This is a genomic window from Nocardioides luteus (assembly GCF_014648595.1).
GTDB lineage: Bacteria > Actinomycetota > Actinomycetes > Propionibacteriales > Nocardioidaceae > Nocardioides > Nocardioides luteus.
Window position 1 is genome coordinate 258940 of the sequence record NZ_BMRK01000001.1, and the last position, 13348, is coordinate 272287.

The 13348-nt window shown below is 70.0% G+C and carries 14 protein-coding genes; 5 read left to right on the plus strand and 9 right to left on the minus strand.

Going from position 1 to position 13348, the window contains the following annotated elements; genetic code table 11:
* Positions 1–311: 311 nt before the first annotated feature.
* The 3 genes from IEY81_RS01240 to arsC all read left to right on the plus strand — a co-directional run bounded on the left by IEY81_RS01240 (position 312) and on the right by arsC (position 2692).
* Positions 312–1268 carry a proteasome assembly chaperone family protein gene (locus IEY81_RS01240; protein WP_189116617.1) on the plus strand — a complete coding sequence of 319 codons (957 nt, stop codon included), beginning with the start codon at positions 312–314 and terminating at the stop codon, positions 1266–1268.
* A 13-nt stretch (positions 1269–1281) separates the two neighbouring features.
* Positions 1282–2160, plus strand: coding sequence for an acyl-CoA thioesterase (locus tag IEY81_RS01245; protein WP_189116618.1), 879 nt, complete (start codon positions 1282–1284; stop codon positions 2158–2160).
* 181 nt (positions 2161–2341) lie between these two features.
* Positions 2342–2692 carry an arsenate reductase (glutaredoxin) gene (gene arsC / locus IEY81_RS01250; RefSeq protein ID WP_189116619.1) on the plus strand — a complete coding sequence of 117 codons (351 nt, stop codon included), beginning with the start codon at positions 2342–2344 and terminating at the stop codon, positions 2690–2692.
* Between the two features lie 19 nt (positions 2693–2711).
* Here arsC and IEY81_RS01255 read toward each other — a convergent pair whose 3' ends face one another.
* From IEY81_RS01255 to IEY81_RS01275, 5 genes are all read right to left on the minus strand, one after another.
* Positions 2712–3125 carry a PIN domain-containing protein gene (locus tag IEY81_RS01255; RefSeq protein ID WP_189116620.1) on the minus strand — a complete coding sequence of 138 codons (414 nt, stop codon included), beginning with the start codon at positions 3123–3125 and terminating at the stop codon, positions 2712–2714.
* Positions 3116–3334, minus strand: a complete 219-nt coding sequence (gene vapB, locus IEY81_RS24510) for a type II toxin-antitoxin system VapB family antitoxin (protein ID WP_189116621.1) — start codon at positions 3332–3334, stop codon at positions 3116–3118. The genes IEY81_RS01255 and vapB overlap by 10 nt, the downstream gene beginning before the upstream one ends.
* A gap of 56 nt (positions 3335–3390) precedes the next feature.
* Positions 3391–4305, minus strand: coding sequence for a GNAT family N-acetyltransferase (locus IEY81_RS01265; RefSeq protein WP_189116622.1), 915 nt, complete (start codon positions 4303–4305; stop codon positions 3391–3393).
* A 90-nt stretch (positions 4306–4395) separates the two neighbouring features.
* Complete coding sequence (locus IEY81_RS01270; RefSeq protein ID WP_189116623.1) at positions 4396–5262, minus strand: MaoC/PaaZ C-terminal domain-containing protein; 867 nt, start codon at positions 5260–5262, stop codon at positions 4396–4398.
* Positions 5262–6584, minus strand: coding sequence for a 3-oxoacyl-ACP reductase (locus tag IEY81_RS01275; protein WP_189116624.1), 1323 nt, complete (start codon positions 6582–6584; stop codon positions 5262–5264). Before IEY81_RS01275 ends, IEY81_RS01270 begins: the two co-directional genes overlap by 1 nt.
* A 150-nt stretch (positions 6585–6734) precedes the next feature.
* On the opposite strand from IEY81_RS01275, the gene IEY81_RS01280 reads away from it, so the two are divergent.
* Entirely contained in the window at positions 6735–8015 is a 1281-nt protein-coding gene (locus IEY81_RS01280; protein WP_189116625.1) for an acetyl-CoA C-acetyltransferase, read from the plus strand.
* A 429-nt stretch (positions 8016–8444) separates the two neighbouring features.
* Here the strand turns inward: IEY81_RS01280 and IEY81_RS01285 are convergent, their stop codons facing one another.
* The 4 genes from IEY81_RS01285 to IEY81_RS01300 form a co-directional block, all read right to left on the minus strand.
* The gene (locus IEY81_RS01285) at positions 8445–9158 is read right to left on the minus strand and encodes a TetR/AcrR family transcriptional regulator (RefSeq protein ID WP_189116626.1); all 714 of its coding nucleotides are present in this window, start codon (positions 9156–9158) and stop codon (positions 8445–8447) included.
* A 62-nt stretch (positions 9159–9220) separates the two neighbouring features.
* Positions 9221–10681 (minus strand): glycerophosphodiester phosphodiesterase, encoded by a 1461-nt coding sequence (locus tag IEY81_RS01290; protein ID WP_189116627.1) that lies wholly within the window; start codon positions 10679–10681, stop codon positions 9221–9223.
* A gap of 56 nt (positions 10682–10737) precedes the next feature.
* Complete coding sequence (locus tag IEY81_RS01295; protein ID WP_189116628.1) at positions 10738–12240, minus strand: ATP-dependent DNA ligase; 1503 nt, start codon at positions 12238–12240, stop codon at positions 10738–10740.
* A gap of 51 nt (positions 12241–12291) precedes the next feature.
* Complete coding sequence (locus tag IEY81_RS01300) at positions 12292–12876, minus strand: TIGR03086 family metal-binding protein (RefSeq protein ID WP_189116629.1); 585 nt, start codon at positions 12874–12876, stop codon at positions 12292–12294.
* Between the two features lie 52 nt (positions 12877–12928).
* Here IEY81_RS01300 and IEY81_RS01305 point away from each other — a divergent pair, with 52 nt between their 5' ends.
* A complete protein-coding gene (locus tag IEY81_RS01305) occupies positions 12929–13345 on the plus strand; it encodes a MarR family winged helix-turn-helix transcriptional regulator (RefSeq protein WP_189116630.1) in 417 nt (138 codons plus the stop codon).
* The last annotated feature ends 3 nt before the right edge of the window (positions 13346–13348 follow it).

Below are 13348 nucleotides of genomic sequence, written 5' to 3' on the forward strand. Positions count from 1 at the left end.
GTCGGTTGCCGCTGAACGGCGTTGTCGATTCGGGCACGGGTGGTGCCCGAGCGCTTACATTACCCGCTAGTAACAACGAGCGCACCGAGGGGGAGGTCACACGGTCCGGCAGAGGGGAGCCCGGCCGCGTCCGCGCGTCGGCTTGGGAATATCGTGGGCGTCCAGAATGCTGCCCTGACGTCATGTGGAAGCGTGTATTGAGAAGGTTGAGCTCGCGGGCCGAGACCCCGGGCCGGGCAGACGGCCGAGCAGACGACGGCGCAGACGAGAGCGTGGCCCGTACGGGCCGTACGCGACGGGAGGAGGCACCGATGGCGGGATCGCGACTGGTGCACATCGTGGACGACCTGCCCGAGGAGATCCTCCTCGCCGGCGGTGACCGGCTGCCGCTGGTGGTCGTCCTGGACGGCTTCCTCGACGCGGGCAAGGCGGCTGAGCGCGCCGCCGCCCATCTGATCCAGACCTCGAGGCGGGCGCCCGTGGTGGCGACCTTCGAGGTCGACGAGCTCCACGACTACCGTGCGCGACGCCCGGCGATCTCGTTCGTCAGCGACCACTACGAGTCCTTCGACGCGCCACGGCTGGTCGTCCGGCTGCTCAAGGACACCGGTGACACGCCCTACCTGCTGCTCCACGGCCCCGAGCCCGACAACCGCTGGGAGGGGTTCGCCGGCGCCGTGCGCGAGGTCGTCGAGCGCCTCGGTGTGACCGAGGTGATCTCGCTGACCTCGGTGCCGATGGCGGTGCCGCACACCCGTCCGCTGACCACGACCCGGCACGCCAACGACCCGGCCCAGGAGCTCTCCGGCCAGGTCTTCGAGAGCCCGTGGAAGGGCGAGATCCGCATCCCGTCCTCCGCCCAGGCCCTGGTGGAGGTACGCCTGGGGGAGTGGGGCCACCCCGCGGGCGGCTTCGTCGTCCACATGCCGCACTATCTGGCCCAGAGCGACTTCCCCGCTGCGGCGGTCGTGCTCGTCGAGGAGCTCGAGCGGGCCGCCCGGCTGACCATCCCGGTCTCGGACCTCGAGGCCGAGGCGCAACGCCGCGAGGAGGAGATCTCTGCCTACATCGAGGACAATGCCGAGGTGAGGGAGGTCGTGGCCGCTCTCGAGCAGCAGTACGACACCTTCCAGCGTGGCGAGGAGTCCGGGCGGTCCCTGCTGGCGCCGGACGAGCCGTTGCCGACGGGTGACGAGCTCGGTGAGCAGTTCGAGCAGTTCCTGGCCGGGCTGAACGGCCCCGACCCCGATGACCCTGAGAAGGATTGAGAGAATCCGAAGAATGACGACCGAGGCCGTACCGGCGGCGCAGGCAGTGGCGGAGCTGGTCGGCGTGCTCGACCTGGTCGAGATCGACAAGGATCTCTACCACGGTGCCACCACGACCCGTAACTCCCGTGGACGCGCCTACGGCGGCATGGTGGCCGCCCAGGCGCTGATGGCCGCGGTGCGCTCGGCCGATCCGGACTTCACGGTGCACTCGCTGCACTCCTACTTCCTGCTGCCCGGCGACCCGTCCTACCCGATCGTCTACGACGTCCAGCGGATCCGCGACGGACGCTCCTTCGAGACCCGGCGGGTCCGGGCGCGGCAGAAGGGTCGGGAGATCTACTACCTGAGCGCCAACTTCCAGCGCGCCGAGACCGGCTTCGAGCACCAGGACGCGATGCCCGACGTGCCCGCGCCCGAGAAGTGCGTCGACTTCCTCAAGGTGATGGCCGACTCCGGCAGCCCGGAGGCGGTCTCGCTCGCCCGCGAGTGGGAGGCCGTCGAGGTACGCGCCGTCGGCAACTCCCTGCTCGGCATCGAGCCCGACCCGAAGCGGCCCGCGCAGCAGCGCCTGTGGATGCGCCTCGGCGCCTCGCTCCCCGACGACCCCGACATCCAGCGCGGCGCCTTCACCTGGGCCTCCGACATCTCCCTGCTCGGCGCCTCCATGGCCGCCCACTCGCTGGACCACAAGGGCGTCCAGATGGCCTCGCTCGACCACTCCATCTGGTTCCATCGCCCCTTCCGTGCCGACGAGTGGTGGCTCTACGACCAGGAGAGCCCCTCGGCGTACGGCGGCCGCGGCCTCTCCATCGGCCGGGTCTTCACCGCCGACGGCGTCCTGGCCGCGACGGTCGCCCAAGAGGGCCTCATCCGCCCACCCCGCTCCTGACCCCTCCGCCGACTCGGCGCATCTGCCCCAGATCTGGACGCCCAGTCGGCGCGTCTGCCCCGCTGTGGGACGCCGAGTCGGCGCGTCTGCCTCACCTTTGCTCCAAGTAGGGCGACGCACTATCGCACACCCTGGTCGCCCGCCGCGATAGCGCACCGAGCCCGCGGGCTAAGGTGAGCGCGTGGACCAGATCACCGTGTACGAGAAGCCGACCTGCACGACCTGTCGGAACCTGTTCGCTCTGCTCAAGGACGAGGGCATCGACTTCGAGAAGGTCGACTACCACGTGCTCGGCCTGAAGGCCGAGGAGGTTCGCGACATCCTCGCGAAGACGGGTCTCAGCGCTCGCGAGGTGCTGCGGAAGCGGGAGCCGGTCTACAAGGAGCTCGAGCTCGACAAGCGTGATCTCTCCGAGGACGAGCTGGTCGACCTGATGGTCGAGCACCCGGCGCTGATGCAGCGCCCGATCGTGCTCAAGGGCGACCGTGGCGTGCTGGCCCGGCCGGTCGAGAAGGTGCGCGAGATCCTCTGACGGTCGTGTGCGTGCGGGCTCAGCCGCGGAGCCGCTCGACCGGCTGGCCGGTCGTACGGGTGATGAGGGCGATGTCCTTGTCTGCGTGCAGGACCGTGAGCTCGGCCTCCTCGGCGACCGCTGCGACGAGCAGGTCGGGCACCGACGGCGCGCGGAGCCGGCCGTCGCGGAGCACGAGCCGCTGGATCTCGAGCGCGCGGGCCTCCGTACGCGGCGTGAGGCTCGCGACGGGCATGTGGATCACCGGCACGTCCTCGACGAGCTCGGACCACTCACGCTCGGAGCGCGCGAGGTGACCGATCTCCAGCAGCGTCGTGGTGGTGATGCGTACCTGTCCCAGCTCGATCAGACGGGACCACTTGTCGGCGTCGGGGCTGGATGACATCCGGGCGAGCGCCGAGCGGTGCATCAGCCAGGGTCGACTCACGACCATGCGTCACGCATGAGACCCCGGTCTACCAGCGGGGCGAACTTCTCGAAGTCGGCTCCGGCCACAGGGCGGGCCGGCGGGAGCGGACGCAGCGCGTCGGGGGAGAACCACCGCCGGAGATACTCGTTGCGGGTCAGGCCGAGCCGCGTCGCCTCGCTGTCGATGCGCGCGAGCTCGTCATCCGAGAGGCCTCGGATCAGTACGTCGGACATGTCTGTCCACCTCCTGGGGGCACGATGCTAGCCCAGAGCACCCACCGAAGGCGGGATCAGGGGCGGGTCGCGCGGTGCACCCAGGTCGACTCGACCTCCATGCCGACGCGGCGATAGAGGTCGAGAGCGCCGGTGCGGGAGTCCGTCGAGAGGGTCGCACGGGCGGCCCCGTGGGCGCGGGCGGCGTCGAAGGCGTCGGCGAGCAGCGCCTGCGCCAGACCGCGGTTGCGCTGGTCTCTGCGGGTCGCCAGCCTGCTGACGAAGCCCTCCCGGCCGTTCTCGGTCATCACCAGGACCGCAGCGGCCACCACGGCGCCCTCGGGGTCGGTGACGACGCGGATGTTCCACGGCTCGGCGCCGGGACGCTCGACGTTGGTGGCGACCCAGTCGGCGTAGGTCTCGCGCTCACGCTCGGACCACTCCAGGAATGCGTCCTCGATCACGGTCCAGACCTGCTCGTGGTCCTGCGTGGTGGCAGCCCGGACAGCGTACGCAGCGGGCAGCTCCCGTGCCGGGATCGCTGTCTCCTCGGGCAGCGCCAGCACCCACGACTCCCAGCGGACGAACCAGCCCAGGGAGTCCAGCAGCCGGTCGCCCGGTGAGTCCTGGGGGACCGGCATCCCGATGACCGGCTCGCCGAGCTCGGCCGCGCGGGCGCTGACCCAACCGGCCAGGGCGGTCCCGATGCCCTGGCCCCAGTGGTCGGGGCGGACGGCAGCATCGGCGCGGGCGCCGCCGGAGCACTCCGCGTAGGCCACCAGGTCACCCGACGGCCCGAGGACGCCGACGGTGGCCGCGCCCACGTCGAACGATGGCCGCTGCCACTCCGCGACGATGTCGGCCTCCTCGATGTGGACCTCGCCGGTGGTGGCCAGCTCGTCAGCGGCCATCAGGCGAGCCACGGCGCCGGCGTCGGCGAGGGTCAGCGGGCGCTCGGCGTAGCGAGGTGGGAGGTGGAGCGGGGCAGGCATGGCGACACGTTCTCACCTGCCCGAGGCCGACCGCCACGGGTTATAGCCGACTGGGGCGCCCGTGGCGGTCGGTGATGGACCCGACGGAGATCACAAGGCGGTGGTGCGCCCCAGCAGATGAAGGGTGTCCGAGCCCCGCTTGTGGAGCGAGAAGTCGTAGCCGTCGAGGTGCTTGAGCGACCCGAACGCGACCGAGGACGGCAGGAACACCGGCTTCTTGAACGCCACGTCGACGCGTACGGCATCCGGGAGCCGGTTCTCCAGCGCCGCGATGCAGCGGGCCTTGGTCCACATCCCGTGCGCGATCTGCCGCTTGAACCCGAGCGCCTTCGCGGTCAGCGGGTAGAGGTGGATCGGGTTGTAGTCACCGGCGACCTTCGCGTAGCGCCGGCCCAGGTCGGCCTTCAGCGGGAAGACCGGACCGGAGGGCGCGACGTCGACGAGATCGGAGGGCCAGGTCGCGTCCGGGTTGCGGCGGCCGCGTACGAGGTAGGTCGAGGTGGACTCCCACACGACCTCGCCCTCGACGGTGGCGACGGTCAGGAACCGGTAGGCCTTGCCGACGGGGTGCGGCTCGGGCTGACCGACGGTCGCCGTCACGGCGACCGCCTCGCCGACCGCGATCGGCCGGTAGCCGCTGATGGAGTTCTCGATGTGGACCATGCCCATCGCGGGCGAAGGGAAGTCCGGTGAGGACATCAGCGCCATGTGGAGCGGGAAGGCCAGCATGTGGGGGTAGGGGAGCGGGACGGTGTCCTTGATCGGGAAGCCGCACAGCTCCGCGTACGCAGCCACGTCCTCCCGCTCGAGGACGACCGGCTCGCGGGCCAGGCTGAGCTCCTCGTAGTCGACGCCGGTCTTCTTGACGCCCGGAAGCGTGTTGACGCCCGGGATGGCCGGCAGCGCCGCCCGCAGGAGCAGCGCGGGGCCGGACCGGCCGGAGTAGATGTCGCTCATCAGGCCCCCAGCATCATCTGGCCGCAGACGCGGACGACGTTGCCGTTGACGGCGGTGGAGGCCGGCGAGGCGTACCAGGCGATCGTCTCGGCGACGTCGACCGGGAGTCCGCCCTGCGACATCGCGTTGAGGCGCTGGCCGACCTCACGGGTCGCGAACGGCACCGCGGCGGTCATCTGGGTGATGATGAAGCCGGGGGCGACCGCGTTGACGGTGATGCCGTCGGGGAGCTCCTCGGCCAGCGAGTCGACGAAGCCGATCACGGCGGCCTTCGAGGCGCCGTAGGACGTCTGGCCCAGGTTGCCGGCGATGCCGGCGATCGAGGAGACGCCGATGATGCGGCCGTTGGGACGGATCAGCTTCTGCTCGAGCAGCTCGGCGGTGATCCGCTCGGGCGCGGTGATGTTGATCTCCAGCACCTTGCCGAAGCGGTCGGGCTTCTGGTTGGCGAGCTTCTTGTCGAGAGTGACCCCGGCGTTGTGCACGACGATGTCGACGCCGCCGAACTTCTCCTGGAGGTAGGCGGCGATGGTCGCCGGTGCGTCCTCGGCGGTGATGTCGGCGGTGATGTAGTCGGGGGTGACCTTCTTCAGGTCGTCCTCCGACGGCGGGATGTCGAGACCCACGACGGTGGCGCCGTCACGCTGCAGCACCTTGGCGATCTCCTCGCCGATGCCGCGGGCGGCGCCGGTGACCAGGGCGACCTTGCCGGTCAGAGGCTTCTTCGGGTCGACCTGCTCGGCGGCGGGGGAGGCGTTCTTGGTGCCGATCCGGACCACCTGGCCGGAGACGTAGGCGCTCTTCGGGGAGAGCAGGAAGGCGAGGGTCGAGAGGAGCGAGCTCTCGAAGCCCTCGGCGACGTAGACGAGCTGGACGGTGCCGCCCTTGCCGATCTCCTTGCCGAGGCTGCGGGTGAAGCCCTCCAGGGCACGCTGGGCGACGCGCTCGCGGCCCTCGAGCTGCTCAGGCGGGGTGCCGATGACGACGACGCGCGGGTTGTTCTCCAGGCTGCGCATCACCGGGGTGAAGAACTCCTGCAGCGCGACCAGGTCGGCCGTCGAGGTGAGGCCGGTGGCGTCGAAGACGAGACCCTTGAACCGGGCGCCGGTCGCCGCGGTGTCGGTCGCGGTGATGTCCAGCTCGCCCAGGAGGCCGGTGAGCGACTCGGCCAGACGGCCACGGCCGCCGACGAGGACCGTGCCCTTGACGAGCGGGGCGCCTGATGCGTACCTCTCGAGCTTGGCGGGGTTGGGCAGGCCGAGGTTCTTGACGAGGATCTTGCCGATCGCCGACTGGGTGAAGCTCTGGTACTTGTCGCTCATGGTCTGCTCTGATCCTTCTGGACGTGGTCTCGGAGGGTACGTTGGTATGTTACTGGCCAGTTGTAACTAGGCGTGTAACTCGGTGTCCACTTTTCGTGATCTCCCTGACATACCCTTCTCCAAAGCGCGTCATCAGACAAGGATGAACCCATGACCACCACTCGCCGTGTCGCCATCGTGGGCGGCAACCGCATTCCCTTCGCCCGCTCCAACGGCGCGTACGCGACCGCGTCGAACCAGGAGATGTTCACCGCCGTCCTCGACGGTCTCGCCGCGCGCTTCGGCCTCGAGGGCGAGCGCATCGGTGAGGTCGCCTCCGGCGCGGTGCTCAAGCACTCGCGCGACTTCAACCTGACCCGCGAGTCCGTTCTCGGCTCGCGTCTGGCTCCTGAGACCGCCGCCGTCGACCTCCAGCAGGCCTGCGGCACCGGTCTGCAGGCGGCGACCTACATCGCCAACAAGATCGCGCTCGGCCAGCTCGACTCCGGCATCGCCGGCGGCACCGACACCACCTCCGACGCGCCGATCGCGCTGGGCGAGAAGCTCCGCAAGATCCTGCTCGAGGCCAACCGTGCCAAGACCAACGTCGACCGCGTCAAGGCCTTCGCCAAGCTCCGCCCGGCGGACGTGATCCCCAACATCCCGGCCAACGTCGAGCCGCGCACCAAGCTCTCCATGGGTGAGCACGCCGCACTGACCGCCCAGGAGTGGGGCATCACCCGTGAGGCCCAGGACGAGCTCGCCGCCGCCTCCCACCAGAAGCTGGCTGCTGCGTACGAGGCCGGCTGGTTCGAGGACCAGATCACCCCGTTCCGCGGCCTGGAGAAGGACAACAACCTCCGCCCCGGCTCGACCGTCGAGAAGCTCTCCACCCTCAAGCCCGTCTTCGGGGTCAAGGGCGAGAACCCGACCATGACCGCCGGCAACTCCACCCCGCTGACCGACGGTGCCTCCGCCGTGCTGTTCGCCAGCGAGGAGTGGGCCGCCGCCAAGAACCTCCCGGTCCTGGCCTACTTCGTCGATGCCGAGGTGGCCGCTGTCGACTACGTCGCCGGTGGCGAGGGCCTCCTGATGGCTCCCGCCTACGCCGTACCGCGCCTCCTGGCCCGCCACGGCCTCACCTTCGACGACTTCGACTTCTTCGAGATCCACGAGGCCTTCGCCTCGCAGGTCCTCTCCACCCTCGCCGCGTGGGAGTCCCCGGACTTCTGCAAGGACAAGCTCGGCCTCGACGCCCCGCTGGGCACCGTCCCGCGCGAGAAGCTCAACGTCAAGGGCTCCAGCCTCGCCGCCGGCCACCCGTTCGCCGCCACCGGCGGCCGCATCATCAACAACCTGGCCAAGCTGCTCGATGAGAAGGGGTCCGGCCGCGGCCTGATCTCCATCTGCGCCGCCGGCGGCCAGGGCGTCGTCGCGATCCTGGAGAAGTAGACCTCGGGAACATCCACCCCCTCCCCGACGTACGCGGCGCCCGGCTCTGCCGGGCGCCGTCGTCGTTTGCCGAGACGTCAGCTGCGTCGGTCGAGACGTCAGCTGCGTCGGTCGAGACGGCAGTTCTGTCGGCCGAGACGGCAGTTCTGTCGGTCGAGATGGCAGTTCTCTCGAACGAGACGTCACTTAGGTCGTCCGAGTGCGCAAGGTGACATCTCGAACGACGTACCTGCCGTTTCGATCGTGCGCAGTGACGTCTCGGCCGGCCACAACTGCCATCTCGGGCGACGTACCTGCCGTTTCGGCCGCCACAACTGCCGTTTCGGGCCTGCCGTTTCGGCCGCCGTGTGTGCCATCTCGGCCGACCTAACTGCCGTTTCGGCCGACGTACGCGACGTCTCGGTCGACAGAAGTGACGTCTCGGCGGGGTTATTTGGCGGTGAGGGCGAGGGCGGAGGTGACCAGGAAGTCGCGGACCTGGTCGGGGGAGACGGAGCCTACGGTGGGTACGCCGGGGGCGGACTCGGAGACGAGGATGCCGACGCGAGCGAGCTGGAGGGCGCCGAGGCCGGAGGCGTAGAGGGTGTTGGCGAGCAGGTTGGCGTCCTGGACGTGGAGCTCGCCGGAGGCGGCGCCGTCCTCGAAGACCGTGGTGAGGATGGTGAGGCAACCGTTCATCGCGCGGCCGAGGCGGAAGAGCGCGCTCTCGGAGAGCTCGTCGAGCAGGTCGGAGCCGCTGCGGCGCATCAGGGTCTGGGCGCAGTCGACGAAGGCGGGGTGCTCGATGCCGTAGTCGACGAAGGCGCCGACGACGTCGCGGACCACGTCAGTGGGGGTGCTGTCGCCCTCGGTCGCGGTGAGCATCTGCTCACGGAGCTCGTCGAGGTAGCCGACCAGGGTCAGCGCGAAGATCTCGTCCTTGCCGGTGAAGTGGCGGTAGACGATCGCGCGGTTGATGCCGACCGCCTTGGCGATGTCCTCGATCTGGGCGTCGCTGACCCCGCGCTCGTCGAAGAGCCGGCGAGTGGCGGCAACGATGTCGGCCTCGCGTGCGCGGCGGCGGGCGGCGGCGGCGGAGCGGCGGCCGTCGGCCTCTGTCCCACGGGGAGAAGCGGATCCGGAGGAGGTTGGTCGGGTGCTCACAGGCACACTGTACGCGGTGTGCAACTCGGAGTTGCAGTGCAAGTGTACGTGCTCACACCGGGCTACCGGAGCAGCGCTCGTCGAGCACCTGCGACGTCGTCGGTCGTGACGAAGTCGACTCCGGCCACCGCCGCTCGCAGCACCGCAGCGGTCCCGACCGCAGGCCAGGTGCCGACCTTCGCCTTGCGGCGGTGGAAGCGGTCGACGTGCTCTGCGTCCAGGAGCCGGGTGTGGATGTGCACCTGCGCGTAGGGGCGCCGGTAGTCGTCGGCCGGGTCGGGCTCGTCCTTGACCGCGATCTTCTCCATGCCGGTCCGCTCGACGCCGGGGAAGTCGAAATGGCGCGCCTCGAAGCTCATGAAGAGCGCCTTGTCGTCGTGGCCCTTCTTCGACACCCAGGTCGGACGCAGCCCGACCACCTTGCGATAGAGCGCCTGCATCTCGGCGGCACTCTCCCCCTTGAGCTCGATCACGAGCCGTACCCGGTGCCGGTAGCGCCGCTCGGCGGCCTCGATCGCGTCGAACGCCTCCTCGATGGTCGGCACCCGGCTGCCCTCGAACTCCGTCCCCATCCACGAGCCGGCGTCGAGCGAGCGCACCTCCTCCAGCGTGAACTCCCGCGGGCTGTCGGTCCGGCGCTCCGGGAAGCGCTCCTCGACATCGGTCGTACGCCGGAAGTCACTGTCGTGCAGCAGCACCCACTCACCGTCGGCGGTGGGCTGGAAGTCCATCTCGATGAAGTCGGCGCGATGCCGCACAGCGCTCCGGTACGCCTCGAGTGTGTTCTCCGGATAGTTCGCCGAGTCGCCGCGCCAGGCCATCACACCGACGGGCTTCTTCCCCAGCGCGTACACCGCAGCGGCCCGCCCGATGAACTGAGGTGCGCCCCGATGCGCCCGAGCGACCGTGCGGAACCGGGTCTTCGCCACGTCCGCGGTCTTGAAGACGTGCCGAGCGTGGCCGGTCGCGTCGGCTCTGAGGTCGGTGACCTTCTTCCAGCCGTCTCCGCTGTTGCGCTGGAGCGTCAGCTGCCTACCCGGTCGGGCCGGCGAGGCGAAGAGCGTGATCCGGACGGTCCCGCCGGCACGCACCGACCGCTGCACGCTGGTGGTGACGTTCTGACCCTGCCCGAAGAGCGTACGCGGCGTCGAGACCAGCTCCGCCCCAGCCGATCCTGGACCCTCGACCGCCGGTGCGAGGACTCGCCAGCGCGATCGCCAGGACGGCTGCGTCACGACGAACGAGTAGCGGCCGGAGTCCGCCACCTCCTGTCGCTGCACGGTCTGCCACTCGCCGTGCTGGAAGTGCTGCAGCAGCACCTCCCGGCTCTGCCCGGTGCCGACCGAGCCGTTCAACCGGAACGTCTCACCCATGATCGGGCGCACCACGTCGGCTTCCGGTGCTGCGAGCGTGGTGTCGTCCGCGGCGGTTCCAGCGGCCGCGGACGCCGGGGTGACGTGGCTGGTCCCGAAGGCGATCGTCAGCGTCGCGATGAGCGCGAGGAGGCGAGCGTGTGGGGGCACGCCGAGTGAGGTTATGGGATGAGTCGGGGGCACGGGCACCCGGTATCCACATCAGCTCAAGGTAGATACGCCCTGACCGTGTCGATCGTGTCCGCCTCCTCCGGCTTCTTGTCGTCGCGATAGCGCACCACCCGGGCGAAGCGCAGCGCGACGCCGCCCGGATAGCGCGTGGAGCGCTGCACCCCGTCGAAGGCGATCTCCACCACCTGCTCCGGCCGCACCCGCACCTGCCAGTCGTCGGTGCCGTCGACGGCGAGCTCGGTGAAGCGCTCGGTCTGCCAGGCGAGGATCTGGTCGGTCATCCCCTTGAACGTCTTGCCGATCATCACGAAGCCGTCCGGACCGCGTGCGCCGAGGTGGATGTTGGAGAGCCAGCCTTTGCGGCGCCCCGAGCCCCACTCGATGCCGAGAACGACCAGGTCGAGGGTGTGGACGGGCTTGACCTTGATCCATCCGGACCCGCGCCTGCCAGCCTCCCAGGGGAGCCCGACGCCTTTGACGACCACGCCCTCGTGGCCGGAGGTGATGGCGTCGGCGGCGAACCGCTCGGCCTCCTCGGCATCGACCGTGACCAGCCGCGGCGGTCGGTGCTGCTCGGGGACGATCCGGTCGAGCTCGGTGATCCGCTGGTCGAGCGAGAGGTCGATGAGGTCACGTCCGTCGACGTGGAGGATGTCGAAGAAGTAGGGCGCCACCACGGCGTCGGCCGCCGACCTCGTGGCCGTGCGCGAGGCGGTCTCCTGGAACGGTCGCGGTCGGCCGTCGGGGCCGAGTGTCATCGCCTCGCCGTCGAGCACGAGCGACTCCGCCGGGAATCCCGACACGATCTCGGCGACCTCGGGCAGCCGCGAGGTGATGTCCTCGAGCGTGCGGGTCGCGATGCGTACCTCCGAGCCGGACTTGTGGGCCTGGATCCGGATGCCGTCGAGCTTGGTGTCGACCAGGACGGCCTCGCCGAGCTTGGACATCGCCTCCTCGACCGAGCCTGCGGACGAGGCGAGCATCGGCAGCACGGGCCGCCCCACCACCAGGCCCACCTCGGCGAGCGCCTCCTCGCCGTCGAAGGCGAGTCCGGCGACGACGACGGTCGATCCGGCGAGCATCGCGGCGCGGCGTACGGCCGGTAACGGCACCTCCGCCGCCGCCGCGATCGCCTCCTGGACCAGCGAGTCAAGCGCCCCCTGGCGGACCTCGCCGGTCACGACGCCGCGCAGCCAGGCCTGCTCGGCCTCGGTCGCGGCACCGAAGAGCGCGTCGGCCTCACGCTTCCGTTCGACCTGCGAACCGGCGCCCGCCACCTGTGACATCCGCTCGAACGCCTCGTGGACGTCCTCGACGCTCAAGGACGGTTCTGCAGCCGGCGCAGGGAGATCGTTGAGCGATCGCCACCCCAGTCCGGTGCGCCGCTGCAGCAAGGTGCCGGACAGGTAGGCCGTCACCACCGGCAGCTCGTTGCGCGAGGTGGCGGCAAGGCACTCGGCCAGCGCGGTGACCTTCGCCTTGCGCGACCGGGTAGCGGCGACGGCGTTGGAGGTGGAGACGATCTCGGCGAGGAGCATGCTCCCAGTGAACCCCACACCACCGACAAACGCGCCGAGATCGCCCTGACCTCAGGCTTTCGGCCACATGCCGGGGTCGCGTCCCAGCAGGCGCAGCGCGTCGTCCCAGGTGTTGTCGCCGCGCTCCTCGAGCGCGGTGGCGAAGACCGCCGTGTCGCCCGGACCGGCGGCGATCTGTCGCGCCAGATCGAGCACCACGTCGATCGTCGCCTCGGTGGGCCGGTAGGTCCGCCCGAGCGCGGCGGCTACGTCCCAGGCGTGCACCGCCGCGTCGAGCAGTTGCATGCCCAGGGCGACCGCGACGGTCGGCCGGAACCCGAACTCGGCGAGATGGATCGTCGCCTCCGGGTCGGCGGCGGCGAACGCCTGGCGAACGGCGTCGGAAGACGACTTCCAGCGCCGGGCGACGTCGTCGGCGGTGACCGGCACCGAGACGTACGCCTCGACCGGCGCATCACCGGCAGCGACGGCGGCAGCGAAGCCGAGGTTCTGGCCGATCATGTGGCCGAACAGGTCGGCGAGGTCCCATTCCGCGCACGGCGTCGGCACGCTCAGGTCCAGGGCGTCGACAGCGAGCGAGGTGGTGTCGTCGAGCGCGTGGTCGTACTCCGCGAGCATCTCAGTAAAAGTAAGCATAGGTATATCGTAAGCGCGCGTAGATTATCTGTCGAGCGGTTAGGATTCCCCGGTGGATCGACCCGAGCTCGGCTTCCTGCTGTCCCGACTGATGCGTGAGGTGATGGCCCGTGAGAAGCCGATCCTCGAGGCAGCCGGGCTGGAGATGTGGGACTACGCGGTGCTGACCGCGCTGGCCGACTCCGCCGCGCCCACCCAGGCGCAGCTCGCCGCGACCACGGGACGCGACAAGACCCGCCTGATCGGCAACCTCGACCGACTCGAGGCCGAGGGCATGGTGGCGCGCAGACCGGACCCCGCCGACCGCCGCAACCGGATCGTCTCGCTGACCCCGGCCGGCTCGCGGGTCCTGCGTCGCTGCCGAGAGGCCATCGAGGCGATGGAGACCGAGCTGCTGGCCGACCTCGACCCTGCCGACCGCGCCGGCTTCGAGCGTGCCCTGACCAGCCTTGCCGAGACCGACCGATGAGGA